Source organism: Proteus sp. G2675 (genome assembly GCF_963886535.1).
Lineage (GTDB): Bacteria > Pseudomonadota > Gammaproteobacteria > Enterobacterales > Enterobacteriaceae > Proteus > Proteus mirabilis.
The window spans coordinates 34,414-59,954 of the sequence record NZ_CAWPCB010000038.1 but is presented as its reverse complement, the minus strand read 5'-3'; the positions used below and the strand labels follow the sequence as shown (position 1 = coordinate 59,954).

The window sequence follows — 25,541 nt, the reverse complement described above, 5'->3', positions numbered from 1 at the left end:
ATCAATAAAGCATAGTTTTTATTATTTATTTGATGAACTATTCGCATAACGAAAAATAAAGGCATCTTTTGCATCTGTAGCTTGACGGTGCACATGCATTTTATCATTTCCCCCTTGATGAGTAAGCCAGCCTTCATATAGCCCTTCTAATACACTGGCACTCGCTGCACGCCAATTAGCTTCCTCTTCATTTGCTGAAAAATGTGGCCATGCACAGTGAACTAATAGCAACTCACTCATTGCTGGAGAGATAGTCACAAAGCCCCACTTAAACAGTGTTAAAACTTGATTAATATGTGATTCTAATGACTGGATATTTTCGCTATCAGGTAATGGGTAACGTTGAGCGATATCTTTCCCGATATCTCTTAATTTATTTTCGGCCTGCGTAATATCGTTATCACTAACTATTTGAAAAAATAATAGTTGTGTCAGATCTTGCCAACCGCTTTCAAAAGGTAACTGTAATATATCGCTATCATGTTGGTTCATTACTTATCTCCTTAATTATTTAGATAAAAAGTCTGGGGTGTATTTTAGATATAACCACATATTATCTTCAGCATAATCACCCGATGTATCATGAGATAAGCTGAGTCCTAATTCTGACTCTTTATTTAAATAATATTTAGCATCGAGCCCTAAACGATAGGTAATATTGGTTTCATCTTGCTCTTCATAACGAGATTTAATACGTGAGTCACTCGTATGACGTTTGTTTAACGCATTTTGCATATAAGCATGGGTTGGAAAATAATCACTCCCCTTTTGCTTGTAACTCTGTACCCCTATCGCACCATTTAGCGATACCTCTCCTTTTTCAAAACGACGGGTATAAGCAACAGGCAAAGAGACAGCGACATAATCTTGTGGGCTGAAGTACCCCCCATGCCCTAATGAGAAGTAATTTTGGTTGTTTTTAAAGTTCATATAGTCCACATGAACACCTGCTTTGACTTCTTGTTGCTCATCTTTGTAGAAGTTTGCATAAGAGCCAAGCCAAACTTTTACCTCTTCATTACTTTCAACACTTTTCCCTTGGTAGTTATAGTATCCCCCACCAATATAAGCACCGACTTTGCCATCATCCCATGCATATTGCGCTTTAGCACCATTACGCGTGACCTGTCCCCAGGTTTCTCCCGTTATAGGATCGGTACGTCCCATATAGGAAAGTAAGCTATCTTTAATCGCTCTACGCTCTGCGGTTAATGTTAACTGTCCATTTTGGCCAATTTTTGGTGAGTAAGTCAGTCCACCAACAATAGTGGAACTATCTTTATTCAAAGGTGTTGTTCCAACATCAAAACGTGTATTGTGATCAGATAAAACCAATCCTAATTCAACACCTGAAGCCCGCTGGCTTCCCGCATCATCTGCGTTTATTTTGTTCTTTTCATCATGATTCTCACTGTTTTTCGCAAAACGTTCAGCATGCTGCAATTGCCCCGAGCCAAAGCGATTAGCGCGCTCTCCAGAAGCCGTACCGCTGGTGATTGAAACGGGATTAATATTAAATTGCCAGCGCCAATCTTCACCAGGAACACTTGAGATAGAAATCGGTGCCGATATTTCAGTCAAATTTGATAATCCCTTATCACCATTACGATGACGAATAGCAATACCACCTTGTACCCAAGGAGATATCTGCTGCTCTAATTGACGAATGGAGCGTTGAACCGCAACCATCTGTTTATCTTCATTTATAGATCCAGTCATCACACTATTTTCACTCTCTAGTGCCATTAACTGCCCTGCTGCGGTATTCACCGTACCTGTTGTGTTATTTGTCGTTTGCCATTGTGCGCTACGCAATAACGCCAATGCCTGACGATTTTCACCGTTTAATTGCGCTACTTGTGCTGCTTGTAATAGATAAGCAGGTTGTGAAGATGTCGGTATTTGTTGTAACAGTGTTTTGGCTTTACGACCGTCTTTTTGCGCCAGAGCAACTTCAATTTGTGCTTGAAGTAATTTGCTATCTCTCCCTTGCTGTTTTTCAAGGTAAGAGAGAATTTTATTTGATTGCTCTGGCATAGATTGCGCTAAATACACACGACTTAAAGCCATTAATAAGTCTGGATCATCAGGACTTACCTTTAATGAGGTGACGAGAGTTTGATAAGCGGCTTTGATTTCACCTTTTTCCCGTAAACTATCCGCTTGCGCAACATTTGTCAGTATAGCTAAACGTTGTTTCTCGGCTGCTGGCGTTTGTTGCTGTAATGCGGGATCATTAATCAAGCTCGAGGCTTGTGCATAACGTCCTAACGCATTAAACACATTGATATGCCCTGCATAATTTCCCACGGAGCCTTTAGTCCCTTTAGCCAGATCATTTTCAATCAATTGCAGTGCTTCATCTTGTGCACCACTATTTACCAGTTTTTCAGCTAATTCCCCTACATCATTTGGATAATCAGCCACTTGGTTGATTAAAGGGCGCAGCGTATTGCGCATCGCAACGAGATTGCCCGTTTTATAGTAACGCTCAGCTTGTGTCAGTTGACGATAAAAACGCGCTCTCTCTAATAACGCTTTTTCCGCCTCAGTTTGTTGAGGTTGATTGTTCAGTAGGGTAAAAACTTTATCCCACTGTTTTTGTTCAACATAAAAGAGCGCTGCAATATAATTGGCATCACGTGTTTGACGACGTTCAAGTTGTAAAATGAGCTGATCCGCTTGCGTTTTATCACCTTCGGCTATCATTAAACGGGCTAAATCAAGGTATACCCAATTATTTTGCGGGTTTTTACGTTGTGCCTGAGTTAATAATTGTCTTGCCTGAGTGCGATGACCATTTTCTAACGCCTTTTGCGCATCACGACGTAATCTTTCTGATGGATCAGTATTTGCCGTTAATTTTTGTCGTAAAGATGCGGGTTGTTTTGCTACTAACTGCTCAGCTTGGCTGTTTTTTCCTTGTTGAATAAGCAAGTAGTAATATGCGGAAATAACTTTTTCATTTTGACTATGCTGTTGATATAGTTCAGATAATAGCTGATAAGCAGCAGGTAAATTACCTTGTTTGCGCAATAAATCCGCTTGCAATAAATGTGCTGATAATCCTTTTTCACCCGATGAGTGAGTTAAAGGTAATAATTTATCCAGTGCTTGCTGAGTATTACCTTGCTTAGCTTGTCGTTGCACTTCTCGTAATTGAGAATAAAAACCCGCATCCTCTGCTTGTTGTTTCCATTTTTGCCCTTGTTCCCCCCCTGACTGAGAGGCTTGGTTTAATAACTTTTGTCCGGTTGCCAAATCACCTGAACGTAGAGCCACATAACCTAATCCTGCTAACGCTTGAGCATCTTGACTATCGACCGTTAATGCTTGTTTAAAGTAAGTTGTTGCTTGCTTTAGGTTGCCTGTGTTTAGCGCTTCATAACCTGCTTGTCGGGCATTACCTTGTATTGCTCCTTGGTAATGCTGTGCAATAGCTTTATCGTTAGGATTAGTTTGTAGATAAGATTGATACAGCCCTTCATCATCAGGACGTACATTAAGCCATAGTAAGGCTTGTCTTAATCCATTTTTCGCCGTTTCATCACCAGAAATCTTACTTAAAATAGCAATCCCTTCACGGCGAGTTTCTTCGTTATAAGTTAATGTTAATCCTAATGCTTTTTGTGTTTCTTTATTATCTGGCATCCGCTGAGCACGTTGTTTTAACCCAGCAATCGCTTGTGGCAACATTGCCGGTATTCCAGCCATAGTTTGATAATATTCAAGTGATAGCGTATCAGGTGGTTCATGTGTGACAAATAAGCGCTGATAGGCTTTTATTGCCTCTTCATGTTGCCCTTTTTGGGCTAATTCTCTCGCGTAACCCAATTGCTGTTCACTAAATTGAGATGAGCGAATATTTTTTAATCCCGCAATACGCGGATCTTGAGGTGCAATCCGTGCCAGTTTTTCACGCCAATAGCTGGCTTGTTTTTCATTTCCTTGTTGCGCAGTAAAAAAAGCCATTAAATACAGCGCATCTTGATTATTATTTTCCATGATCAGCACTTTTTGTAGCGCTTCAATGGCTCGTTCATCATGCGCTTTTCCATGCCAGTAATTTGCTTGCTCTATTAACGAGCTGACAATATTCGCATCTGTTGCATTAGCAAGCGTGGAATGGGTAACGCCTAATAAGCAACTGGCATAAATCACTTTAACAATCATATTAAGTGTCTGTTTTTTCATTTTATTCCCCCTATTTATCAACATGACGCTTTGATATTTCACTCAGGCGACGCGTTGAGCGGCGTTGTAACCAGCAATAAACCACGCTCCCTGTTAGCGCACAAAAACCGACTGCCAACATGCCAAGCAAATAGACATGTCTGGTGCAATACCAAAGAAATTGCTGTAATAGAGGCAGGTCTCCCTGTGAAAAATGTTCTCCTAAATGGAAGCTCATCACCGTATCTTGACCACTAATTAAAGTCAGATCCCCTTTAATAGCGGCATTGACATTTGCATGGTTCAAATCACCAATGATGTTTTTAATTGAGTCATTACCTTTTGCAGTCACCAAAACAACCACACGATCTTTAGCCCAAGGAGAGATAAAACTCATCATTCCCCGCCAATCATTTAACAGAGCAAGATAATTTGCCGCATCACTACTTGGTGATAATGGATCACCGGCTAACCAACTTTTAGCTTTATCTATCAATGAGGGAGATTGGATCTCAAGTTGGTTATTTATAAAAGAGAAGGTTTTTTGTGAAAAAGCACTTGGCAAAAAGCCGTTACTACCTAACTCTCCAATCGCCAAGATATCTTTTTGTGCTAACTGATTTTTTTCTAAGTCTTGCGCACCAAGAAAAACAGAAATATAAGAAACAGGTGTACCGGTTGAATAGCCCGATCTCGCCATTAAATTAACTAACGTATATAGCTCTTCAGTTGTGGGGTTTTCTGGCAATAATAATGTGGTTTGAGAAAAATCTGCCCGGCGACTAAATGGGAACGATGCACCTGAAAAATAGGCTAAATTAGGCATTCTGGAATAGTGCCACGTATTTTTGAATTGTAAGGTTGATTGCGGATCAATACGACTAATCAATCCTTGGCCATCCGTTAAAATACAGGGGGCATCATCATACTCATGTAAATCAAAATAGAATTCTAATTGATTTTGACTGTAGATTTGTCGTGGATCTAAATAAAGCGTACTACTTTGCTGTGCACTCTCCATCCCTAACCACTGTCTTAATATTCCTAATGGCTCTGAACGAGAAGGATATAACGCACCAATAAATTGATGGTTTAAAGAGGCAATTAACGAAGAGCGACGGCTATTTATTTTATCTGAATGAGGAAAAACATATTGCAGATCTAAAGGTAGCGCATCTCCATCCCACCAAAAGAGATCGGGTGAGACACGAAACGAAAATTGATTAGGAGCATGATTTATTCCTTGGCGAGTAAAATCATCACGACCATGAGCTATCTCACCCAATGTTACAGGATGATTGGTATTTAACCAACGTGGGGCATCATAATCCTGACGTACCGGAATATGTTGAGCAGCAACCGTTAATTGGTCATTTGGTGGCAATTTGCCACTATTTAATGCCCATGCAGCTTGACGTAATGTTTTTTCATCATCACCGCTAATCAGTAATAATTTAAATACGGGATCAACAGGGTTATCGACTATCGTGAGCTGCCCATTTTTTCCTGATGGTAAGGTAATACCTGCAATAGTCTGTCCGGCATAACCAATTAAAACACCATCGCTATCAGGTAGTTGATTCATTAATACAGGTAAATCTATTTGTTTAATATCATGACTAAAACTACCAAACCAAGAAGCAGCAATAGCGGCAGCTGTTACCTGCCCATTATCTGGTTTATCGGCTAAAACAATAGGTAATGAGGTCGCTGTCATTCTGTCAGGATCAAAGAACGGTAGGGGCAGTCGTTCCAAGCTATACCCGCCATTAATCCAACGACCTCGATAATTTAATGATGAATCGGGCGAAATCACCAAACTTAACTCATCAGCTAAAGGAGGAATACACTGCTTTTCATCTAAAGCATCGCGACTGGCAAGGCGAAAACTCAAGTTGTTTACATTGGTCAACATCATTTCAGGGATTTCTAACATATACTCATGTTCTTGCTCACCTTCTTCTAAAGGCAAAAATCCCATAGGTTGACCATTTAGCATCAAATGTAACGTTTGATCGGCTTGCACTAATCCCGATGAAGCTTTCACTTTCATGGTGAGTGTCGCACTATCGATAAACAGATCATTTGCCATACGAAATGTCACGCCGGATAATAAACGTCGACCGGATAATACTATTGGTGATGGACTCCCCATCTGAGCTAATGTTAACTGCTCTTCAATATTACGCGCCTCGGAGAGTGCAACATCATCAAATAGTTGCGTACTTACTGTGGGTTGTAGTGGCGGATGAGTATAAGATGTTGGCTCTGGTAATACTTCACCATCTAGCTCTAGCATTCCTGTTGTCGCATAGCAAAAATGAATACTCGCCATGGCAATAACCGTCAGACTTAGTATTGATGTCAGTTTCTTTTTCATACCTAGTCATCCCCATTAATAGATTGCACAGAGAGAGAGGTTTTTGCTCTTTTTACCGGTGCTTTTACTTTTTGACGACGACCAAAGAACAACTCAAAAATACAGCCAGTGATAGCACCTAACTCTTTTAATGGTTTGTCTTGATATTGTGTTTGATGAACCCAAGCATCTGCTCGACCAAAGATCACCCGTACTAACTTACGGCGTAGATTTAAATCCATTGGTAAAAAAGCGAGACGTAACTGGCTATTTTCTAAACTGACCATTTCCACAGGAAGCGTAACAACATCACGTTGCACCATTAACGTAATGCTATTAACAGTACGCTGGCGTAATTCAGCTATTTTATTAATCGCAATACGCACTCCCCCCATAGAAATATCTTCGGTGGTAGTTTGTAATTCAGCGCCATCATCAAAATGTAAAGTGATAGGAAGTGATGCCTTAATGCGGGTATTTTTACGAATTTGGCGTGTTTCTTTACCTACTGCGATCGATGCCAACACAATAAATAAACTATAAGTTGCCCAAACCAAATTCAATACAATGACTAAAGGGTCGATGCCTTGAAAATCATTTAATAAATAACGAATGATGACCCATGAAATACCCATAACTAGAAGTAGCGCAGTAATAATCAAAGGGCGTACCGTTAGATAATCCATATAGCTTTTATCAAGCAAATCGCCTTTATCAGTGACATTAAATTTACCTAATTTAGGCGAGACTAAACTGAGCAATGTAGGCAGTACTAAACTAAATGCCATCACTGTTTCATAGATTTCTCCCCAGAAAGAATAGCGATATTTACCAATATTTCGTGAGTTTACATACACCGACATAATTAAATGTGGTAATGCAAAGGCAAAAATCATACTGGCAGAAGAGGCGATAATATTGAGGTTGAATAACATAAACAGTAAAGGTGCGGTTAAAAAGATAATCCGAGGCAATCCATACTGAAAATGCATCATCGCATTGAGATAACATAACCGCTGAGGAAACGTTAAGCCACGGCCTAACATAGGGTTATCAACACGAAAGATTTGTGTCATTCCTCTAGCCCAACGAATACGTTGATTAACATGTAATGCTAAACGCTCTGTTGCTAGACCTGCAGCTAAAGGAATATCAATAAATGCCGAATTCCAACCTAAACGTTGTAATTTTAATGCCGTATGGGCATCTTCTGTGACTGTCTCAACCGCAATACCACCAATTTCTTCTAGGGCGCTACGACGCATTACCGCACATGAACCACAGAAGAAGGTTGCATTCCAATTATCATTACCTCGTTGAACAGGGCCATAAAAAAGTGCACCTTCGTGAGGGCCGTTTTTGGCGGCACTTAAATTACGTTCAAAAGGATCGGGTGAATAGAAATAGTGTGGTGTTTGCACCAAAGCTAATTTTGGATCTTCAAGGAAACAGCCCACCGTTGCCTGTAAAAATATACGGGTGGAGATATGGTCACAGTCAAAGACGCAAATAAGCTCACCATCAGTTAATGCCATTGCGTGATTTAGATTACCTGCCTTAGCGTGATCGTGCTCTTCACGCTCAATATAAGTCACACCAACATCATTGGCGAATTGCTTAAACTCTTCACAGCTACCATCATCCAAAAGATAAACTTTCATTTTATCTTTTGGATAATCAATACTTTGTGCGGCTAAAACCGTATCACGCACCACATCTAAACTTTCGTTATATGTGGGTACATAAATATCCACTGTTGGCCATAACGAGATATCTTTTGGTAATGGCGCTATTTTTCTATTTAATGGCCAAGCTGTTTGGAAATAACCTAAAACTAAAATAATCCAAGAGTAGATCTCAGCCAAAAATAATCCTGTACCCAATATCCCTTCAATAGAGGTATTAAAATTAAGTGTGTGGGTTGCTCGCCAATACAGATAACGTGTAGACATTAACAATGATAAAAAAATCATTGTTAATAATCGTTTTTTTGATTTTTTAGAGCCAATAATAAATAACAGCAGAATATTAATTATACCAAATATATATTGTTGTTTAGCACTCATTGGCATAACAATAAGCGAAAACATTGTTATTAATAAAAAAGCTGTTATTAATAGTTTAAATAATTTATTCATAACCCCGTACCTTGCCATTGCTATTATTTTCTTTTTTAAGAAAAAATTCATTTTTGGTACGATAGACCAATAAAATTTTTTAAAAAAAGAAAATACCAATAGCTATAAATTGACACAAGTCAATATCATTTATATATAAGAGCTTGTTTAATTAGCTGATGCAATAAATGAAAATATCTTTTGCAATGAGAGCTTTTCATTTACTTGGCACTTATCTGTGGTTTTTTTTTCAAATAACTGATTATCTAGCAAACACTTACTTTGCTTATTAACTCTATTTTTTTCTTTTACTTCCGAGGCTAAATCTTGTGAATAAGAAAGAGAAGTCGCTATATTAGCTGTTTGTTTTTGTCTCTTTTTAACTTTAGATATATTCAAGAATTCTTCATTATCTCCTGATAGGGAGTCTTTATTATCCTGTTGATTTATAACACTATTGCCAATATTACAGGCTATATTACCTGTCGTTTGAGAAGAGAAATCTTGAAAAGTAAACCCCTCTTCCTGAAACTTATTTTTTAAATTATCTATATCATCATACATAATATGAACCCTTAAATAATCGCACCTAATACCTTGTCAAACAATTAAAAACCTCACCAAGATAAGGATACAAAAACAATTTAAATAAGCTTATTTAAAAGCTAACACCTAAGAGGTGCAGGACAACTTTCATTTATTTATACAAACCTAAATCATGCAGAGTAATTTTACTTGTAAAATATTTCATCTAATAAAAAAGACACTGTCTAATTGTAAGTAATGATTATTTAATTTGAATTGTATAATTATTTTAATAGGAAATACAACGCCTTCAAAATAGCTATTTTTCGCTCAGCTTGTATTTTATTTTATCTAACTGTGTATTTTTACTTAATACAATGTTAATGAAAAACACAAAAAAAAAGTCTCTTTTTAACGTAAAAAAGCAGGTTAATTCCCCATCTAATAACGTAATAAAACTAATAACAAATTGTATAAATTTTATAAAAATAAAATCCTGTAATTATTACCTTGTAATATAATTTATTCTAAGAAGAAAAAACATTGAGAAAAGTAATATGAAATTTTTCAGCTACTGATCTTTTTTAAATGTAAAATATGGCTCACAAAGCAAAATGCGATGTTGTTTTTTTGTGTTGATCATCATCAAAAAAAGACACATTTTTATAAGCGAAAAGTGTATTTTTTTCATAGAGTAGCTAACACATTGTCATGCTATAAAAAGAAAATAACTTTATTTATTCAGACCCATTAAGATAATCTAAAAAAAATAACTTAAAAGAGATGATTTAATAACAATATTCTTTATTGTTTATTAATAGGAAAAACAACTATCATTAACCATAAAATCAGGATAATTAACCAAGATTATATTTTACGTATTAAATAATATTGTTAATAATACTTAATAAAAAGAATAAATATACTAGATACGAATACATTAATTAACTTTAACACTATAATAACAATGAATCTTTAACTGACTGATTTATAATAAATAATGCACACCTTGTAGATACTATTACTATATACAAGTATTAATACGTATATTTTTGTTTTTTTATATCATTAAATAGCACTTAACTACGTTTTTATACTAATAAAAATACATCAAATAACAACCATCTATTTTAGATATAATGTTAACGATAACATTTTCGGAACCACTCCTTTTAAGAGTATTCCTATCATATTAATCCATATTTTCTTTATTAAAATCTAAAAACTAGTCATTTTATGATAGTTTTTTTCTATTAAAAATGGGGTTAGAAAAAACGTTTCACCTCCTGACAAGATCACAAAATGCGCTTATCTACGATTGTTTCTATGCTATCTTTAATAAATAGTGATAAATCTTATAATCTGTGGAAGTAATAGACAGAGAAAAAACGCATTAACTGAAGTGATGACCATTAAGCACCATAGCTTCTTCTCTATTTAATTAAGCTACGGATTACATTTACAGGATAACTAAGAGACTGATATGTATTATGGTTTTGATATGGGCGGCACAAAAATCGAGCTCGCCGTTTTTGATAAAGATCTTACTCAAGTATGGCAAAAACGTGTACCAACGCCAAAGAATGATTATCAAGCTCTATTAAATGTTTTTAAAACACTCACTTTAGAAGCTGATAATGATTTAGGCTGTAAAGGAAAAATAGGTATCGGTGTTCCTGGCATCGTCAACGCAAAAGAAGGAACTGTATTTACCACCAACGTGCCTGCTGCCAAATATAAACCGATGATCCACGATCTGGCTAATATTCTTGAACGCCCCGTCAAAGTTGAGAATGATGCTAACTGTTTTGCCTTATCAGAAGCATGGGATCCTGAATTTCGTCATTATCCTTCAGTACTGGGTTTAATATTAGGTACGGGTGTTGGCGGTGGTTTTGTCATTGATGGCAAAGTACTCTCTGGTAAAAATGGTATTGCCGGTGAAATAGGTCACATGAATCTTAATGTAGATGCTGATAATGTGATTGGTGAGACCATGCCAAAAATATTGTGCGGTTGTGGTAGAAAAGCCTGCTTTGAGACTTATTTATCTGGTCGTGGTTTTGAACGTATGTATAAAGCCTTTAATGGCTCACCACAAAGAGCGGTGGATATCGTTGCACAATATTATCAAGGCGATGAACAGACCCAACAGCATGTTGACCGCTATATGAAAGTATTAGCCATTTACCTTAGTAATATTCTGACTGTACTTGACCCACATTTAATTGTTATTGGTGGCGGTTTATCACAATTTGACGCACTGTATACCTTATTACCGGATTATCTCTCACATTGTGTATACGGTAATACACAAATTCCAACAATAGAAAAAGCACGTTATGGTGATGCGGGTGGAGCAAGAGGAGCTGCCTGCTTAAATTTATTAGACTGAATATAATAGAAGAAGAGCCATCTAACAGAAAGGCTCTTCTCTTTACAGTAGATTCATAAATAAAGGTCATCACCTACAATAAAGGCTTATCGTTATGGATCGTCTCTGGCTAAAAAGAAGAATTTATATTCTCAGTGGTTTAACTATCCTTCTTTTCTTATTACAAATTATAGGGAGCCTCTTCCCAGTCCATCTTCTTCAATATGGTATTATTCCAAGAAGCAGCGAAGGTTTATTCGGTATCTTTATTTCACCTTTTATTCATGGCTCATGGTCTCACCTTTTTAGTAATTTATTACCTTTTCTTATACTTAGCTTTTTATTGATGACACAGTCATTACGAGAATATTGCTATTCAAGTATTTTTATCATTATCATCAGTGGGTTATTAGTTTGGTTGTTTGGGCGTAACGCTATTCATGTCGGTGCAAGTGGGTGGATCTTTGGATTATGGTCACTGCTAATTGCCCATGCTTTTACTCGCCATAAAATTATCGATATCCTCATCGCCTTATTTGTGCTGTTTTATTACGGCTCTATGGCTTATGGATTAATCCCCGGGCAATTAGGGGTTTCTACAGAATCACATATCGCGGGCGTTATCTCTGGGTTGCTTTATGCTTGGTGTGCAAGAAAAATCATTCGTCGGAAAAGCCGTGTAGTAGAAATAATAAAATGAAATAATTACACCATCATTTATCAATAACAAGTTGATAAAATTGATATATTAATACCAATATTTACTTTAATATGCATTTTTATAGGAAGAATTGAACTAGAATTAATCTATCTCTAAGTGAATGTTTAAACCAATAAGCGAGCCTATTATGAAAAAAATACTAGTTTTATTAATTGGTAGTACATTGGCTTTTGCATCTCAAGCCAATTCAAACCAACAAAATAGTGGTGGTTTTGTTGCCCCACAAAGCGCTATCACCACCACAGAGCAAGGTGGATTTAAAGGTCCCTCAATTAGCGAAACCACCGTTGCTAAAGCAAAAACACTTTCAGATGATACTTGGGTTATCTTAACAGGTAAAATCACCAAAAAAATTGGTGATGAGCTTTATGTTTTTGAAGACACAACAGGTGCTATTAATGTTGAAATAGACCAAAAAAGATGGCGTGGTCAAACCGTTACGCCTGAGAATACCGTAAAAATTGAAGGTAAGATCGATAAAGAGTGGACAAGTACTGAAATCGATGTAAAACAACTGAGCATTGTTAAATAACTATACTCTTTAAAAAGACACATAAAGATTAAAACATTATGTGTCTTTTTATTTATTCCCTTCTTTTATCCTTATCCATTAATACTTCCTCCATCAATTATCATCGGATTATGAACAATATAGCGCCACCGTTTTATTGTTAGCTTTGTCACAAAAGCTTTTTTGATTGTTTTTATTTTAAGTAAGAAAAAATACTTAAATTACGTAATTATTAAATATTTTTTATAAAAAAACAAAACACATCAAAAAATGACGGCTATAATTTGATAAATTACTATACCGCCATAGGAGGATGTATGTTTAAAAAATATTTATTAGCAATTTCTTTATTAGCATTATCCAGCGGTACTACTTTAGCAGCTAACCCTATTGCTAAATTAAAAGTCACAGGAAGGATCAAGCCTCCGACTTGTACTATCAATAATGAAGAGCAAGAAGCCACAATCATCTACAACTTTGATATCACTCCAGGTCTTTTCCCTGAAAAGGGTGACTTAAAGTTAGCAGGTCAATCAAAAAACATTGTTATTTCTTGTGATTCAAGTACTTATTTAGCTTTTGTTGCAACAGATAATAGATTAGGGACACAGAGCCAAGAAAGTGAAGCCTTCTTTGGTTTAGGTCACTATCAATTTAAAAATAAAGATGATGGAAAAAATGCAGAAACAAAAGTAGGCTATTACACCATCAATATCAGCAATGCCACTGTCAAAAAAGAAGATGGTAGTAAGTTTGAAAAAGCTTATATCAAATCTAACAACGCCACGACATCAGTTCCTAATACATTAATTCATAAACAAAGTGAGTATGGTTGGGCTTTGCCTGGTAAGACATCTGTTGCAGGAAAATCTTTTGCTGCTGACTTTGAAGTCAAACCCGTCATTAATAGCCAAATGAAAAAAATCGAAGGCGAAGCTGAATTAGATGGCTTAGCCACTTTGACATTTCAATTTGGTATTTAATATTAATAAAGTGTAAGGTATTTAACAATTACCTTACACTTTTTATTATATGTTTTTTCATTCATTATAATAAGACTCGTATTTAAATACTCAAACAAAGAAAGTAATTTATTAATTATCTTATTTTGATTTAAATAACATTTAATGACTATCTTATTAAGATTAAAATATTTAATTCTTATCTTTTTTATGCATTTAAAGTTTATTTAATTATAAATACTATTTTTTATTTTTTATCAGCGTATAATTATTTGTAAGGTATTCTTATTAAGATAATAATATAAATAAGCAACTTAAAAAGTTGAGAGCATTTTATTATTTTTGAAAAAATAAAGTGCATTAAAAAGGTATATATGTATCGAATTAAGATATATATATACTTCCACTGGAGGATGTATGTTTAAAAAAAGTTTATTAGCTGTTTCTTTACTTGCTCTAACAAGTAGTGTTGCCTTTGCTGCTACACCTACTGCTAAACTAAAAGTTATCGGTACTATTCAAGCCCCTACTTGTACAGTTAATGGGGAAACAAGTGAGACTACTGTTGAATATAAATTCGATGTTAGCCCAGGCCTTTTCCCAGCAAAAGGTAATCTAACATTAGAACCAATTTCACACAACATTACTGTTACTTGTGATGCTAGAACCTATTTAGCTTTTGTTCCTACAGATGATAGAGCAGGTTCAGAATTAGAAGCAAATGCGGCTAACTTTGGTTTAGGTACACACCACGAAACAAACAAAGAGGGTGAAGCTGTAGATACTAAAGTAGGTTTCTATGGTATTACCATGAAAAATGCGACAGTAAAACCAACTGCTGATGCAGAAGAAGCTAAAGTTTCTGTATTCTACAATGGTGCTGTAAACAGTTCTCAAAGTCTTCAAAAAGAAAAAGTGTTTGCGTGGGCTAAAAGCTCTAGCGATTTCTCTGCCGGTGAAGTATTTGCAGCTGATTTCGAAATCAAACCAACTATCAATAGTGAACTAAAAAATAGCGGAGGTGAACCTAAATTAGATGGTTTAGCAACTCTTGCTTTCCAATTTGGTATCTAATTTAATTAAATTAATCTAAATTAATTTAAAATAGAATGTAAGAAATTAAACTAATTTCTTACATTCTTATTTTCCACAAAAACAACCTTCTCGATAATATCAAAAAAAAACATCAAGAAAAAAACCTATATTTTAGGTATAAAATATAGAAACTCCATCAAATAAAGAAAATCATTTTCTGATAAATTATATTATATTTAATCTTTTGTTAAATTATTAATGCGAAAAATTTAACCAAGGGTGTTAATATTTATATATACGAGTATAATATATAAATGCAATCTTATTTAGATGATTTTTATATACTTTGAGTCACTCTAAAAACTTGAGATTTTTATTATTTAAAATCAAACGATATGAGAGGTTATAAATAATCTTTTTAAGATAGTTTTATATCGCTCATGGAGGATATATGTTCAAAAAAAGCTTATTAGCTATTTCTTTACTTACTTTATCAAGTAGTATCGCTTTCGCTGCGACACCAACCGCTAAATTAAAAGTAAGTGGGGATATCCAACCACCAACTTGTACCATCAATGGCGAAACAAGTGAAACTACTGTTGAATATACTTTTGCTGTAACTCCTGGCCTTTTCCCTGCAAAAGGTGATTTAACATTAGAGCCTCAATCAAAAAATATTGTCGTAACTTGTGATGCAAAAACCTATCTAGCTTTTACTCCTACTGATAATAGAGCTGGGACAGAAAAAAAAGAAGGTGATTCTTATTTTGGTTTAGGCAGTTATAAGATGGCAGTCGATGGAAAAGAGGCTGTTGATACTAAAGTAGGTTACTACACAGTTTCAATGAAAAATGCCACAGTAAAAGAAGATTTGACTAGTGAAGAAAAGAAAGTCTATGTAATGGATTCTAGATATAGCAGATCTACTTCTAAGACACTAGTAAAAAATGATTCATTAGGTTGGGCTCGTAGTAATGCTAATGATTATGCTGACGGTCAAGTATTTGCGGCAGATTTTGAAGTCACACCAACCATCAATAGCGCACTAAAAAATAGTGATGGTGATGCTAAGTTAGATGGTTTAGCCACATTAACATTCCAATTCGGAATTTAATTAAAAAAAACGTAAGAAATCATTTGGGTTTCTTACGTTTTTATTTAAATATTTTTATAAATTATCAGATATAGAAAGTCTTTTATTAATTATCTTATATAGACTATATATTTTAGAGTAGCCGATTTGATATAGAATATAAAAACCCATTTTAAAATCACCAATTAAATTACAAGACTGTTTTTTATTTTCTATAAGCGTATAATTAATTAAAAATTATTATAAAGGTCGAATTAGTTAAATACATCAGAAAAAGAAACTACACTAGCTGGCTTTAGGTTATTATGAATATTATAAAATCTTTTTATTTTACCTTACCATTTTTAAGTATTTCATTAGTATCAACATCTGCTTTTGCAGATATTTATAACGATCTAGCACCATCATTTAATGATGATTGTTTTGTGTCACAAAAAGATATAACCATAGAGTATCATAATCTTAAAGCTTATATGTTTAAATCTAATGAAAATAATAAGTTAGATGATCGTTATACATTAATAAATATAAGCTGTCCTTCACCTGTTTCACCTGTACTATTTTCAATAAAAGCAGATGAAAAAATGGGAACAACCACAGATAATGATCAAACTCATTTTGGCCTTGGCACTATAAATACAACAGGTAAGATTGGTTTTTTTCAGGTATCTGTTGAAAAAGCCACAGTAGATGGTATTGATGTTAATATTTATGAAACAGATAACGAAAATAATATTGGAATAATAAAAACAAGCCCACAATTAAAAATAGGCACTCTAAACGGATTTAGTCAAGATGGTGTAACACCTTCGAAAGGGAATAACTATCAATTAAAGTTAAAAATTTCACCAACAATTTATAGTTTAAAAGAAACAAATGGCCCTCTTGTCGATGGTGGAGAACTTTCAGGCTCTCTATTATTCGATTTTTCATTTGGATCTTAAAATTTAAAAACGCGACGTTTTACTATGGGGTTCATTATGCATTTTCGATATCGTAAAATGATATTTTTATTATTAGCTTATCTAATTAACAATAATTTAGCATTAGCTGATAATAAAAATATCGAGTTTGATATTGACTCACTTAAATCTCTTGGTTATGGCAGTGAAATCGCTGATTATTTTAAAGAAGGAAGTCATTTTCTTCCTGGTTATCATGATGTAACAATTATAGTAAATAGTAGCCTTAACTATTCTGATAATATTCTTATTAATGAATCAGGTAATCTTTGCTTAAATAATCAATTAATAGATAAGCTGAAATTAAAAAAAAAGAGATAAATTCAGATTGTGCTGATTTTTTAGAGATATATCCTAAATCAGATATTACCTATCACCCAAATAACAACTCTATTGATATCACTATTAATGATGATTACTTCGATCAAAGTGCCTATGGTAATGAATTAACCTATGGTGGCTTAGGGGTATTCAACAACTATAGAATCTATGGTATGAAGTTAAATGGCTCTAATAATAGGAATTTTTATCAAGGAGATTTTAAAACAGGTATAAATTTTTATAATTGGATTTTACGTAATAACAGTAGCTTTTCTTCAGGTGATGGGAAAACTTACTATAGATTTAATGAAACAACGCTTTCACGTACAATAGAACGCATCAAAGCCATTTTACAATTAGGCCAAATTACATCTAATAGTGAGTTATTAGATAGTGCTGATGTGAATGGTTTTCAATTATATTCAGATAGTAGCTATCAAAACAGTAAGTTGACAGTTCCTATTACTGGGATGTCTGAAAAACCGGCTACCGTTGAAGTCACACAAAATAATCGATTGTTATATAGAACGATAATACCTGCAGGCCCTTTCCAATTAAATAACATTAGTGGTGTATCATCAAGTCAACCATTACATGTCAAAGTTATTCAAGATGATGGTACTATTCAAGAATTTGATGTTATTACATCAAATAAAGACTTAAAAAATCCACAGAGTAGTACCAGCTTTAACTTTTTTATGGGGAAATATAGAAAAAACTCAAGTGATGAACGCATACATACTCCTTTTATTACCGGTTTTGAAGGTGGCATTAATTATTTAAATCATAATTTTCTAGGGGGTATGGAAATATCATCAAAATATAAGTCCATTGTAGGTAGCGTAAATAGCGTTTTTGGTGAACATCGTCCTTTATCTACTGGCTTTGGTATTAAATATGCATCTTCTTCTAATAAAGGTGATGGCTTCCAAGCAAATGCTAATTTAAGTTTACCTGTATCAGTATTCTCACTAGGCTTATCAACAATATATCGTTCACGCAACTATTCCACACTCTATGAATCTCTACAAATAGATAATATAGAAGACCCATTAGATGATAATCTTGCTAATAATCAGACAAAAACATCAAGCTCATTATCTCTAAGCTTAGGAAATCAACGTTATGGATCACTGAGTTATAGCCTTAGCTATAGCCAATATTATGGTGATAAAAAAGACAATTATTCAAATACCATTTCTTATGGAAAAAGATTTCCATTTATGTCTTTTAATATTAGCTATCAAAAAAGTAGTAATTTTGAAGATCGTACATTTGTAAACATCAACGTACCTATTAATAATTCATCATCATTTAGTACTCAATACCAACATTATAAAACATCATCTTTAACAACAAATTATAGTAATTATCATAATGATTTATTTAGATATTCTATCGGGGCAACTGCTGATAAAGACAGTAAAGATAAGAATATTAGCGGTAATATCAATGCAACAACCGCTTACAGCCAAATTAGTGCGACAGGCTCCTTTAGTAATAGTAATCAAAAATCGGCGATGCTGACAGCATCTGGTGCTATTGCTTATAGTGATGGATTATTTGCTACTTCTCCTGTGGAGTTAGGAGATACTTTCGGTATTTTACGTGTTCCAGGACAATCTGGTATTTTAGTTAACTCTATGGGTGGTGGTACGACAATAACTAATCACTTTGGTACCGCCGTTATTCCTAACTTACCTGTAAATAAAAAAACAACTGTTCTATTAAATACTAAAAATTTACCACTCAATGTTATGTTAGGCACAACATCCTTTGATATTGCATTGGCAAAAGGTACTGTTTTTTCTCGTGAGATCCCTGTCAATACAATGAAGCAAGTTTTATTAGAAATAAAAAAACCAGATGGTAAACCTGTTAATACAGCAAATAGTGTTATTGATGATAAGGGAAATCTAATAGGTGTTATTATGGGGGACGGTAATGTTATAATAAGTAATGAGCAAATCGGTAAGCCACTAAAAGTAAAATCAGATAATGGTGACATCTGTTCTGTTGATTATTCAGTTCCAGAAGAATTTAATCCAGACTTTTTATATGAAAAAGTTGATGCAATTTGTAAGTAATACAAAGAGGATAGTCTAATTATGAAAATACTAAAAGGAATGATTTTTCTCATTCTATTAATAAGTCATTTTTCTCATGCTAGTTTTCAATTGGAAACCATGACTGTTATTTTAGATTCAGAAGAGCCAAGAAAAATTTTTAATGTTAAAAATACGGGTAGTGAACCTATTTTATTATCAACAAAAGTCAGCGATTTAGATAAACAACACGAAATAGCAAAAAATATTATTATAACTCCACCTATTACAAGAATAGAGCCAGATCAAAGTCAGAATATTAATTTTATTTTAAAAGACGGTATTGAATTTGATGATGAACAAATTTTAAAAGCCTCTTTCCAAGGTATTGGTGTTGCAAAGGTCAATTCAACAAAAATGCCTATCAGACAAGATATTGCGATGTTAATTATTCCAAAAGGGTTAACCATAGAACGTGAACCTTGGAAAAATCTAGAAGTAAAACAAGTCAATAATCAATTAATATTAAAGAATAATGGTAAACAAGTTATTCGTATGGCTCCCGCTTTTAGCTCTTTACCAAGCAATAACGGTTATAGTATTGGTCAATTTTATATTCGTCCTCAAGAAGAAATTAAAGTTGATGTAAAAGAAAAGTTAACAGAAATAAAAATATCACCTTTAAGTCGTTATGGATTTAAATTAGCAGGTGATATTAAAATGAAAGTTAATAATTAAAATAATTAATATATAAAGCCTTGATATGTTATATCAAGGCTTTTTTATTTATGTAGACATTTATATTATTAACCCTATATATTTATTTTTACAAAAATCTACACGCTTATACTTTATTTGAATTGACCTTCCTGTAGGGGGAAAGATTATTGTTCTCTGTATTCGTATCTATAAGGAATACATGATGAAAAAATTACTTTTTCCCTCTCTCTTAGTATTGTCAACGGTTAGTGGTACTGTACAAGCGGCAAATCATGCTGTAGTTGAAGTTTATAAAACCGAAAATTGTGGTTGCTGTAATTTGTGGGCTGATGGTGTAAAAGAAGCGGGCTTTGATGTTAATGTCAATATTGTCTCTGAAACAGAATTAATGCAAAAATATCAGCAAGCAGCAGTCCCTGATAATTTATTAAGCTGTCACTATGCAACATACCAAGGCAAAGACTTAGTCGGACATATTCCTATCGATAGCTTAAAAAATATAGACTTAATGGATAAAAAGCAAACAGGCATTGCTGTTGCAGGTATGCCAGCGGGTAGCTTAGGTATGTATGCAGGGGACTATAAAGAACCTTATCAAGTCATTGCTTTTGATAAAGCAGGTAATCAATCACTATTTAAATCATACAATTAATTTTTACTCTCATCATATTGATGTAACAAGAATATTTCTCTCCTATTATATTATTCTTATTTTATTTTCTGCCTGTACTAAAACAGGCAGTTTTTTATTTTACTAGCCTTGGGACTACCGGATTTTCTGGTGACGATTTTAAAAATGACATACAAAGAGCACCTAAAATAACCAAGAGCATAATCAAATCAAAACCATCAATAAAAGAGGCAACATGTGCTTCTCTTATTACTAATGCCATCGTTGTTTGATAATGTTCAGTAATATTCCCTGCTAATTTTTGCTCACCAGTTTGTATGTATCCTCTTAACAAATCATAATGAGTATCATATGAGATCCTCAAATAAGTATTGATAATAGCTCCTGCAAGGGCTGGCATTAATACTCTCGCTATCGAAATATATGCCCCTAAATGTAACGCTTCTTGTGGCTTGATATTAGTAACAAATGAGGCAATTAATCCGATAAGTAGCAAACATTCCCCCATTGCTTGCATAGATATGACAATAAAGAAATCATTAGCTCGCCACTGATAATCAATTTGATGACCGATTAAACATGCACCTCCAATAATCATAATACCTATTAACATCATTAATCGTGGCTCTAAACGCCGTGCAAGAAAAATAGCTATTGGACTACATAATAGATAGATAAAGAAGGCAAGATTGGTAACTTGACCTATTTGTAGTGGTTTCAACCCACCAACAACACTCAAAAATGAAGGTATAAATAACGAATTAGGTAACATCAAAAAGCCATATAAACAGGCAATAATAAAGCAGAGCCGTAAATTACTATCTTTGATCCAATTTAAGTGGCCAAAGCTTTGTTTATAAATATAAGCTCTAATAATAAATGTCCCCATCAGTATAGCGCTACCGATTAAGCAAGACACGACCAGCCCAGAATCCCACCAACCTAATAATTCACCTTGAACGACACCAATATATAATAGCGTTAATCCTAAGCATTTAAGCGCCATTCCTCCCCAATCACTTTGAGCGAGCAATGATTTATTAATAGGTGAGAGTGGCATTCCCCACCAGGTAAAAAATAGGATGACTAAGGTGAAAATAGCGGATAACCAATAAATCCAACGCCAATTCAATATGTCAACAAATTCTCCTGAGATCCCCACTCCCGCATCCATTCCTACAGAAACACGTAAGCTATAAGCCGCCATAACGATTAGCCAAACACTGGGATTTAAACTTTTTAAGGCTAATGAAATCGTCATCGGCAAATAAACTCCGATACAAAATCCAATCATAAAATGAGCAATAAAAAGTCCGCCAAAACCAATCTGTTGTCCTATTATGGGAACCGCTAATCCACAACAAAAAAGGATAAAACTCGCACTGATTAATATTTTTTCTGCGCCATAAACCACCATAAACCAAGGTACAAGAGTCATACTGATCAATTGAGCTATATTAAGAGCCACATTCAACCAAGATCCTTGGGCAACATCTAAACCAAACACGCCTCTTAAATCCGCTAACGAGATAGAAAACATACGTACAAAGAGTGTTGATAAAATAGCCCCGGTAAAAACAGCCATAACAACAAAAATAGGACGATGATTTTGTGCTGCTGATAATAATTTAATCACTGCGATCCCCCTCCTCCTCTACAGGAAGGCTTTCTGTGTCAATTTTCACTTGCACAGACATACCCGCTCTTAATTTAGCTAAGTGTCGGTTATCACTATTGAGCGTGATATAAACCGGAATACGTTGTACTACTTTAGTAAAATTACCACTGGCATTATCAGCAGGAATAAGAGCTGATTCACCACTACTTTGTGCGCCGATATATCTCACTTTTCCTGAAAAAACATCGGTAGGAAAAGCATCAACTTTGATAGCAACAGATTGTTCTGGCTGTACTTTTTTTATTTGTGTCTCTTTTAAATTGGCAATAATGTATACATTGTTAATCGGTGTTAAAGTCACAATTTCGCTACCCGCAGTCACAAGGCTACCGATATTGACTTTTATTTTATTTAATTGCGCATCGAAAGGAGCCTTAATAGTCGCGTATGAAAGCTCCGTTTCAGCCTGCTGATACTGTGTTTGAGCGATATCTTTTTGTGCCAGACGTATTTTTTCTTGAGATTTTAGTAATACCAGTGCTTGTTTAGCCTGATCCCACTCATTTTTCGCAGCACTTTGTAATTTCATTAAACGTTGCAAATCAGATTGAGCATCTAAATAATTTTGTTGTGTGATTGCCCCACTATTAATTAAATCTTTACGCAACATTGGACTGCGCTTAGCTTGGGTAACATCAATAACTGATGCTTGATAACGATTAGCTAATTTCTCAATATTTAATTGATATTCTTTAATTTCTTCAGTGAGATTATCTAAAGCTAATTGGGCTTTTTGATACTCTGCTAATGCCGCTTGCCGATTTAATATTTGTTCTTTCTTATTAATTTCAGCAATGACCTCACCACGTTTTACTACTTTGTAATCCTCTTTATTAATCTGAGAAATAAACCCAGTCATTCGTGATTTCAATATCGTTGAGTCCGCTTTTATGTAAGCGTTATCTGTTGTTTGATAACGAGCATCACTCCACCAGCGATCCCAATCTGCAGTCGCTATACCAATAAACGCAACAACACATATCACAGTGATCCAAGGTGTATAAACCATAACTAACTGCATGATTTTTTCTTTTTTTGATTGAATATTTTCCATCTTTCTACTCCTAAGCGAAGCTTAGTGATATTTAACTTTTGCTTTAATCTAACATTGTTAGGTTTAATAAATATGTTAAACTAACATTGTTAGATAGAAAAGAGGAAAATGAGAATTATTTATGAAAAGCCCTAAAATTGATCGATTAAATGTGTTGGATACGGCGCTTTCTTTGCTGGAAAAAGAAGGGATTGAAGGCTTAACAATGCGAAAACTGGCAGATGCATTACATATAAAAGCCGCCTCTCTCTACTGGCATTTTGATAATAAACAAACGCTTATTGAGGGAATGGCAGATCGTATAGTCAGTGAAGTCGCTGTTGATTTTCACTATAGCCAAGATTGGAAAGCGGATCTAAAACGTCTAGCAACAGAGCTAAGAGAAGCTTTTTTACAACATCGTGATGGTGCTAGAGTTTTTGCCGGAACCTATGTGATTTCTGAGAATGTGTTACGTATAAACAATACGCTTATTACTTTAATTATGCAGTCTGGTGCATCTGCTGAGTTAGCGAGCAATATGTCGATGACCTTACTCTATTTTATTTTAGGGTGTTGCATTGAACAGCAAGCTATCACGCTTATTGATAGTGAAATTTTAATGCAAAAACGACTCGCTTTTGAACAAATTGTACGTGATAAATACCCTCAAACTTGGCAAGTAAGAGAAATTCTTTTTGCTGATGATTTTGCTATGCGTTTTAATTTTGGCTTAGAGCAATTAGTTACAGGGTTTGAACACCAACTGATGACACCATGAGGTTGGTTTAAAAAGGCCGTTTGTAACTAAACAAACGGCACTTTATTTATACTTAATAACCTATTTATCGTTAATAATCCGTTAGTACAAAGCTACACTGGTCCATAACTTATTGCGGTAGCAATACCAATTGCAGCCATACCTATCACAACCCAAATCATTAAAATAGGGAATACAAATTTAACCCAACGCGTCCACGGCACTTTACCTACCGCCAGTACCGCCATAAGTACACCTGATGTTGGGGTAATAATATTGGTAAAGCCATCACCGAGTTTTAAAATAAGGACACCGGTTTGACGTGTAAGATCAAGAATATCGAGAATAGGCACCATAATAGGCATAACAATCGATGCTTGTCCCGTTCCTGATGTGACTAGCAAGTTAAACAGTAAATTAAAGAAATAAAGTAATTGAGCGCCCCAAAAGTGAGAGGTTTGCTGTAATGGCACTAATGTGGCTTGTACAATAGAATCAAGCACTCGTCCTTCATCTAAAATAACAATAACCGCTCTGGCGATCCCCACCACCAATGCCCCATACACTAAAGATTGAGCACCTTTCATAAAGGTTTTGATATAGTCATTAGGGGCAATTTTAAACATAGCCGCCACAACAATGCTCATCATAATAAAAATGGCTGATAGATGTTCAATCCCCCATTTATATTCAAAAGCGCCATATAAAAACAATCCAATAAACGCTATAAATACCACCAAACTCAATTTTTGCCTCAATGAGAAGGTGCTATCTAATGATTGAGTGTGTGGCTGTTCATAATCAGGATCATCTTTAGCTATTCCATACATATAACTGGTCGTTGGATCATTCGCAATACGTCTGGCATACCAGACAATATAAGCAATAGTGACAACAATTAAGATAGCGAATAATACAACTCGAAAAATAACACCAGAAAAAAGAGGAACTTCAGCTAATGTTTGTGCAGTACCTAAAATAGTTGGATCTAATACACCAACCGCATTACCTGCATAATAGCCTAAATAAACAACTGCAACCCCCGTAATAGCATCAAGTTTCATTGATCGCGAAAGGGCTATTCCTATAGGGATAAACGCAATAACGGCATTGGCCGCAAGCCCAAGGGATGACAACATACCAAAAATAAAAGCAACCGTAATAATAAGAGCTTGATAATTACCTTTGGTTTTAACAATAAGCGCATTAATACCTGAATCAATAGCACGGGTGCGATCATAAATGGCAATCGCGCCACCAATCATAAAGATCAAGAAAATAATACTGGCAGATTGTTTTAACCCTACAGGGATTGCATAAAACACATCCATCAATGAAGCTGGATTTTGTGCAACATAATTAAAGCTATTAGGGACAACGCGGTTTAATCCATTAACGGTTTCCCGCTGATAACTTCCCGCGGGGATCAAATAGGTGGCGATGGCCGCTAAAATAACGATGCCAAAAATAATAATAAAGGCATCAGGCATAGCCCATTTTATTTTTTTACTCTTTTCCATA

20 protein-coding genes are annotated in these 25,541 nt (G+C 34.8%); 12 read left to right on the top strand and 8 right to left on the bottom strand.

What is annotated here, in order from left to right:
* Positions 1-21 precede the first annotated feature (21 nt).
* The 5 genes from bcsD to AACQ49_RS13520 form a co-directional block, all read right to left on the bottom strand.
* The gene (gene bcsD, locus AACQ49_RS13540; protein WP_017628733.1) at positions 22-492 is read right to left on the bottom strand and encodes a cellulose biosynthesis protein BcsD; all 471 of its coding nucleotides are present in this window, start codon (positions 490-492) and stop codon (positions 22-24) included.
* 15 nt (positions 493-507) lie between these two features.
* Positions 508-4,194, bottom strand: a complete 3,687-nt coding sequence (locus AACQ49_RS13535; RefSeq protein WP_161779095.1) for a cellulose biosynthesis protein BcsC — start codon at positions 4,192-4,194, stop codon at positions 508-510.
* A 10-nt stretch (positions 4,195-4,204) separates the two neighbouring features.
* Entirely contained in the window at positions 4,205-6,553 is a 2,349-nt protein-coding gene (gene bcsB, locus AACQ49_RS13530; RefSeq protein WP_161779094.1) for a cellulose biosynthesis cyclic di-GMP-binding regulatory protein BcsB, read from the bottom strand.
* A 2-nt stretch (positions 6,554-6,555) separates the two neighbouring features.
* Positions 6,556-8,670 (bottom strand): UDP-forming cellulose synthase catalytic subunit, encoded by a 2,115-nt coding sequence (gene bcsA / locus AACQ49_RS13525; RefSeq protein WP_161779093.1) that lies wholly within the window; start codon positions 8,668-8,670, stop codon positions 6,556-6,558.
* Positions 8,671-8,817: 147 nt separating this feature from the next.
* Complete coding sequence (locus tag AACQ49_RS13520) at positions 8,818-9,213, bottom strand: hypothetical protein (protein ID WP_049203066.1); 396 nt, start codon at positions 9,211-9,213, stop codon at positions 8,818-8,820.
* Positions 9,214-10,657: 1,444 nt separating this feature from the next.
* On the opposite strand from AACQ49_RS13520, the gene nagK reads away from it, so the two are divergent.
* From nagK to AACQ49_RS13465, 11 genes are all read left to right on the top strand, one after another.
* Positions 10,658-11,569: an N-acetylglucosamine kinase gene (gene nagK, locus AACQ49_RS13515; RefSeq protein WP_004246555.1), complete on the top strand. Its 912-nt coding sequence runs from the start codon at positions 10,658-10,660 to the stop codon at positions 11,567-11,569.
* Positions 11,570-11,663: 94 nt separating this feature from the next.
* The gene (locus AACQ49_RS13510) at positions 11,664-12,248 is read left to right on the top strand and encodes a rhomboid family intramembrane serine protease (protein WP_017826969.1); all 585 of its coding nucleotides are present in this window, start codon (positions 11,664-11,666) and stop codon (positions 12,246-12,248) included.
* Positions 12,249-12,396: 148 nt separating this feature from the next.
* Positions 12,397-12,801 (top strand): YgiW/YdeI family stress tolerance OB fold protein, encoded by a 405-nt coding sequence (locus tag AACQ49_RS13505; RefSeq protein ID WP_004249797.1) that lies wholly within the window; start codon positions 12,397-12,399, stop codon positions 12,799-12,801.
* A 296-nt stretch (positions 12,802-13,097) separates the two neighbouring features.
* Positions 13,098-13,763, top strand: a complete 666-nt coding sequence (locus AACQ49_RS13500; protein WP_012368617.1) for a DUF1120 domain-containing protein — start codon at positions 13,098-13,100, stop codon at positions 13,761-13,763.
* Positions 13,764-14,159: 396 nt separating this feature from the next.
* Entirely contained in the window at positions 14,160-14,816 is a 657-nt protein-coding gene (locus AACQ49_RS13495) for a fimbrial protein (protein ID WP_004246560.1), read from the top strand.
* 412 nt (positions 14,817-15,228) lie between these two features.
* Positions 15,229-15,891, top strand: coding sequence for a fimbrial subunit (locus AACQ49_RS13490; RefSeq protein WP_020946484.1), 663 nt, complete (start codon positions 15,229-15,231; stop codon positions 15,889-15,891).
* A 284-nt stretch (positions 15,892-16,175) separates the two neighbouring features.
* Complete coding sequence (locus tag AACQ49_RS13485; RefSeq protein ID WP_004249798.1) at positions 16,176-16,814, top strand: hypothetical protein; 639 nt, start codon at positions 16,176-16,178, stop codon at positions 16,812-16,814.
* A gap of 36 nt (positions 16,815-16,850) precedes the next feature.
* Positions 16,851-17,153: a hypothetical protein gene (locus AACQ49_RS13480; RefSeq protein WP_223232002.1), complete on the top strand. Its 303-nt coding sequence runs from the start codon at positions 16,851-16,853 to the stop codon at positions 17,151-17,153.
* 173 nt (positions 17,154-17,326) lie between these two features.
* A complete protein-coding gene (locus AACQ49_RS13475; RefSeq protein WP_004249799.1) occupies positions 17,327-19,240 on the top strand; it encodes a fimbria/pilus outer membrane usher protein in 1,914 nt (637 codons plus the stop codon).
* Positions 19,241-19,261: 21 nt separating this feature from the next.
* Positions 19,262-19,936, top strand: a complete 675-nt coding sequence (locus AACQ49_RS13470; RefSeq protein ID WP_004246565.1) for a fimbria/pilus chaperone family protein — start codon at positions 19,262-19,264, stop codon at positions 19,934-19,936.
* Positions 19,937-20,120: 184 nt separating this feature from the next.
* Positions 20,121-20,570 carry a DUF411 domain-containing protein gene (locus AACQ49_RS13465; protein ID WP_004249975.1) on the top strand — a complete coding sequence of 150 codons (450 nt, stop codon included), beginning with the start codon at positions 20,121-20,123 and terminating at the stop codon, positions 20,568-20,570.
* A gap of 94 nt (positions 20,571-20,664) precedes the next feature.
* Here the strand turns inward: AACQ49_RS13465 and AACQ49_RS13460 are convergent, their stop codons facing one another.
* Both AACQ49_RS13460 and AACQ49_RS13455 read right to left on the bottom strand, forming a co-directional pair.
* Positions 20,665-22,185 (bottom strand): MFS transporter, encoded by a 1,521-nt coding sequence (locus AACQ49_RS13460; RefSeq protein ID WP_161779092.1) that lies wholly within the window; start codon positions 22,183-22,185, stop codon positions 20,665-20,667.
* The gene (locus tag AACQ49_RS13455; protein ID WP_161779091.1) at positions 22,178-23,281 is read right to left on the bottom strand and encodes an HlyD family secretion protein; all 1,104 of its coding nucleotides are present in this window, start codon (positions 23,279-23,281) and stop codon (positions 22,178-22,180) included. The genes AACQ49_RS13460 and AACQ49_RS13455 overlap by 8 nt, the downstream gene beginning before the upstream one ends.
* A gap of 121 nt (positions 23,282-23,402) precedes the next feature.
* On the opposite strand from AACQ49_RS13455, the gene AACQ49_RS13450 reads away from it, so the two are divergent.
* Positions 23,403-24,041 (top strand): TetR/AcrR family transcriptional regulator C-terminal domain-containing protein, encoded by a 639-nt coding sequence (locus AACQ49_RS13450; RefSeq protein ID WP_004246569.1) that lies wholly within the window; start codon positions 23,403-23,405, stop codon positions 24,039-24,041.
* Positions 24,042-24,133: 92 nt separating this feature from the next.
* On the opposite strand, the gene AACQ49_RS13445 is transcribed toward AACQ49_RS13450, so the two are convergent.
* Entirely contained in the window at positions 24,134-25,540 is a 1,407-nt protein-coding gene (locus AACQ49_RS13445; protein ID WP_004246570.1) for a YfcC family protein, read from the bottom strand.
* Position 25,541: the final 1 nt, after the last annotated feature.

Bases quoted from the DNA above. Each gene is read 5' to 3' on its own strand.
- AACQ49_RS13535 (WP_161779095.1), bottom strand. From the start codon at position 4,194: ATGAAAAAACAGACACTTAATATGATTGTTAAAGTGATTTATGCCAGT.
- AACQ49_RS13510 (WP_017826969.1), top strand. From the start codon at position 11,664: ATGGATCGTCTCTGGCTAAAAAGAAGAATTTATATTCTCAGTGGTTTA.
- AACQ49_RS13455 (WP_161779091.1), bottom strand. From the start codon at position 23,281: ATGGAAAATATTCAATCAAAAAAAGAAAAAATCATGCAGTTAGTTATG.
- nagK (WP_004246555.1), top strand. From the start codon at position 10,658: ATGTATTATGGTTTTGATATGGGCGGCACAAAAATCGAGCTCGCCGTT.
- AACQ49_RS13505 (WP_004249797.1), top strand. From the start codon at position 12,397: ATGAAAAAAATACTAGTTTTATTAATTGGTAGTACATTGGCTTTTGCA.
- AACQ49_RS13500 (WP_012368617.1), top strand. From the start codon at position 13,098: ATGTTTAAAAAATATTTATTAGCAATTTCTTTATTAGCATTATCCAGC.
- AACQ49_RS13490 (WP_020946484.1), top strand. From the start codon at position 15,229: ATGTTCAAAAAAAGCTTATTAGCTATTTCTTTACTTACTTTATCAAGT.
- AACQ49_RS13485 (WP_004249798.1), top strand. From the start codon at position 16,176: ATGAATATTATAAAATCTTTTTATTTTACCTTACCATTTTTAAGTATT.
- AACQ49_RS13475 (WP_004249799.1), top strand. From the start codon at position 17,327: ATGAAGTTAAATGGCTCTAATAATAGGAATTTTTATCAAGGAGATTTT.
- AACQ49_RS13495 (WP_004246560.1), top strand. From the start codon at position 14,160: ATGTTTAAAAAAAGTTTATTAGCTGTTTCTTTACTTGCTCTAACAAGT.
- bcsB (WP_161779094.1), bottom strand. From the start codon at position 6,553: ATGAAAAAGAAACTGACATCAATACTAAGTCTGACGGTTATTGCCATG.
- AACQ49_RS13450 (WP_004246569.1), top strand. From the start codon at position 23,403: ATGAAAAGCCCTAAAATTGATCGATTAAATGTGTTGGATACGGCGCTT.
- AACQ49_RS13520 (WP_049203066.1), bottom strand. From the start codon at position 9,213: ATGTATGATGATATAGATAATTTAAAAAATAAGTTTCAGGAAGAGGGG.
- bcsD (WP_017628733.1), bottom strand. From the start codon at position 492: ATGAACCAACATGATAGCGATATATTACAGTTACCTTTTGAAAGCGGT.
- AACQ49_RS13480 (WP_223232002.1), top strand. From the start codon at position 16,851: ATGCATTTTCGATATCGTAAAATGATATTTTTATTATTAGCTTATCTA.
- AACQ49_RS13465 (WP_004249975.1), top strand. From the start codon at position 20,121: ATGAAAAAATTACTTTTTCCCTCTCTCTTAGTATTGTCAACGGTTAGT.
- AACQ49_RS13470 (WP_004246565.1), top strand. From the start codon at position 19,262: ATGAAAATACTAAAAGGAATGATTTTTCTCATTCTATTAATAAGTCAT.
- AACQ49_RS13445 (WP_004246570.1), bottom strand. From the start codon at position 25,540: ATGGAAAAGAGTAAAAAAATAAAATGGGCTATGCCTGATGCCTTTATT.
- bcsA (WP_161779093.1), bottom strand. From the start codon at position 8,670: ATGAATAAATTATTTAAACTATTAATAACAGCTTTTTTATTAATAACA.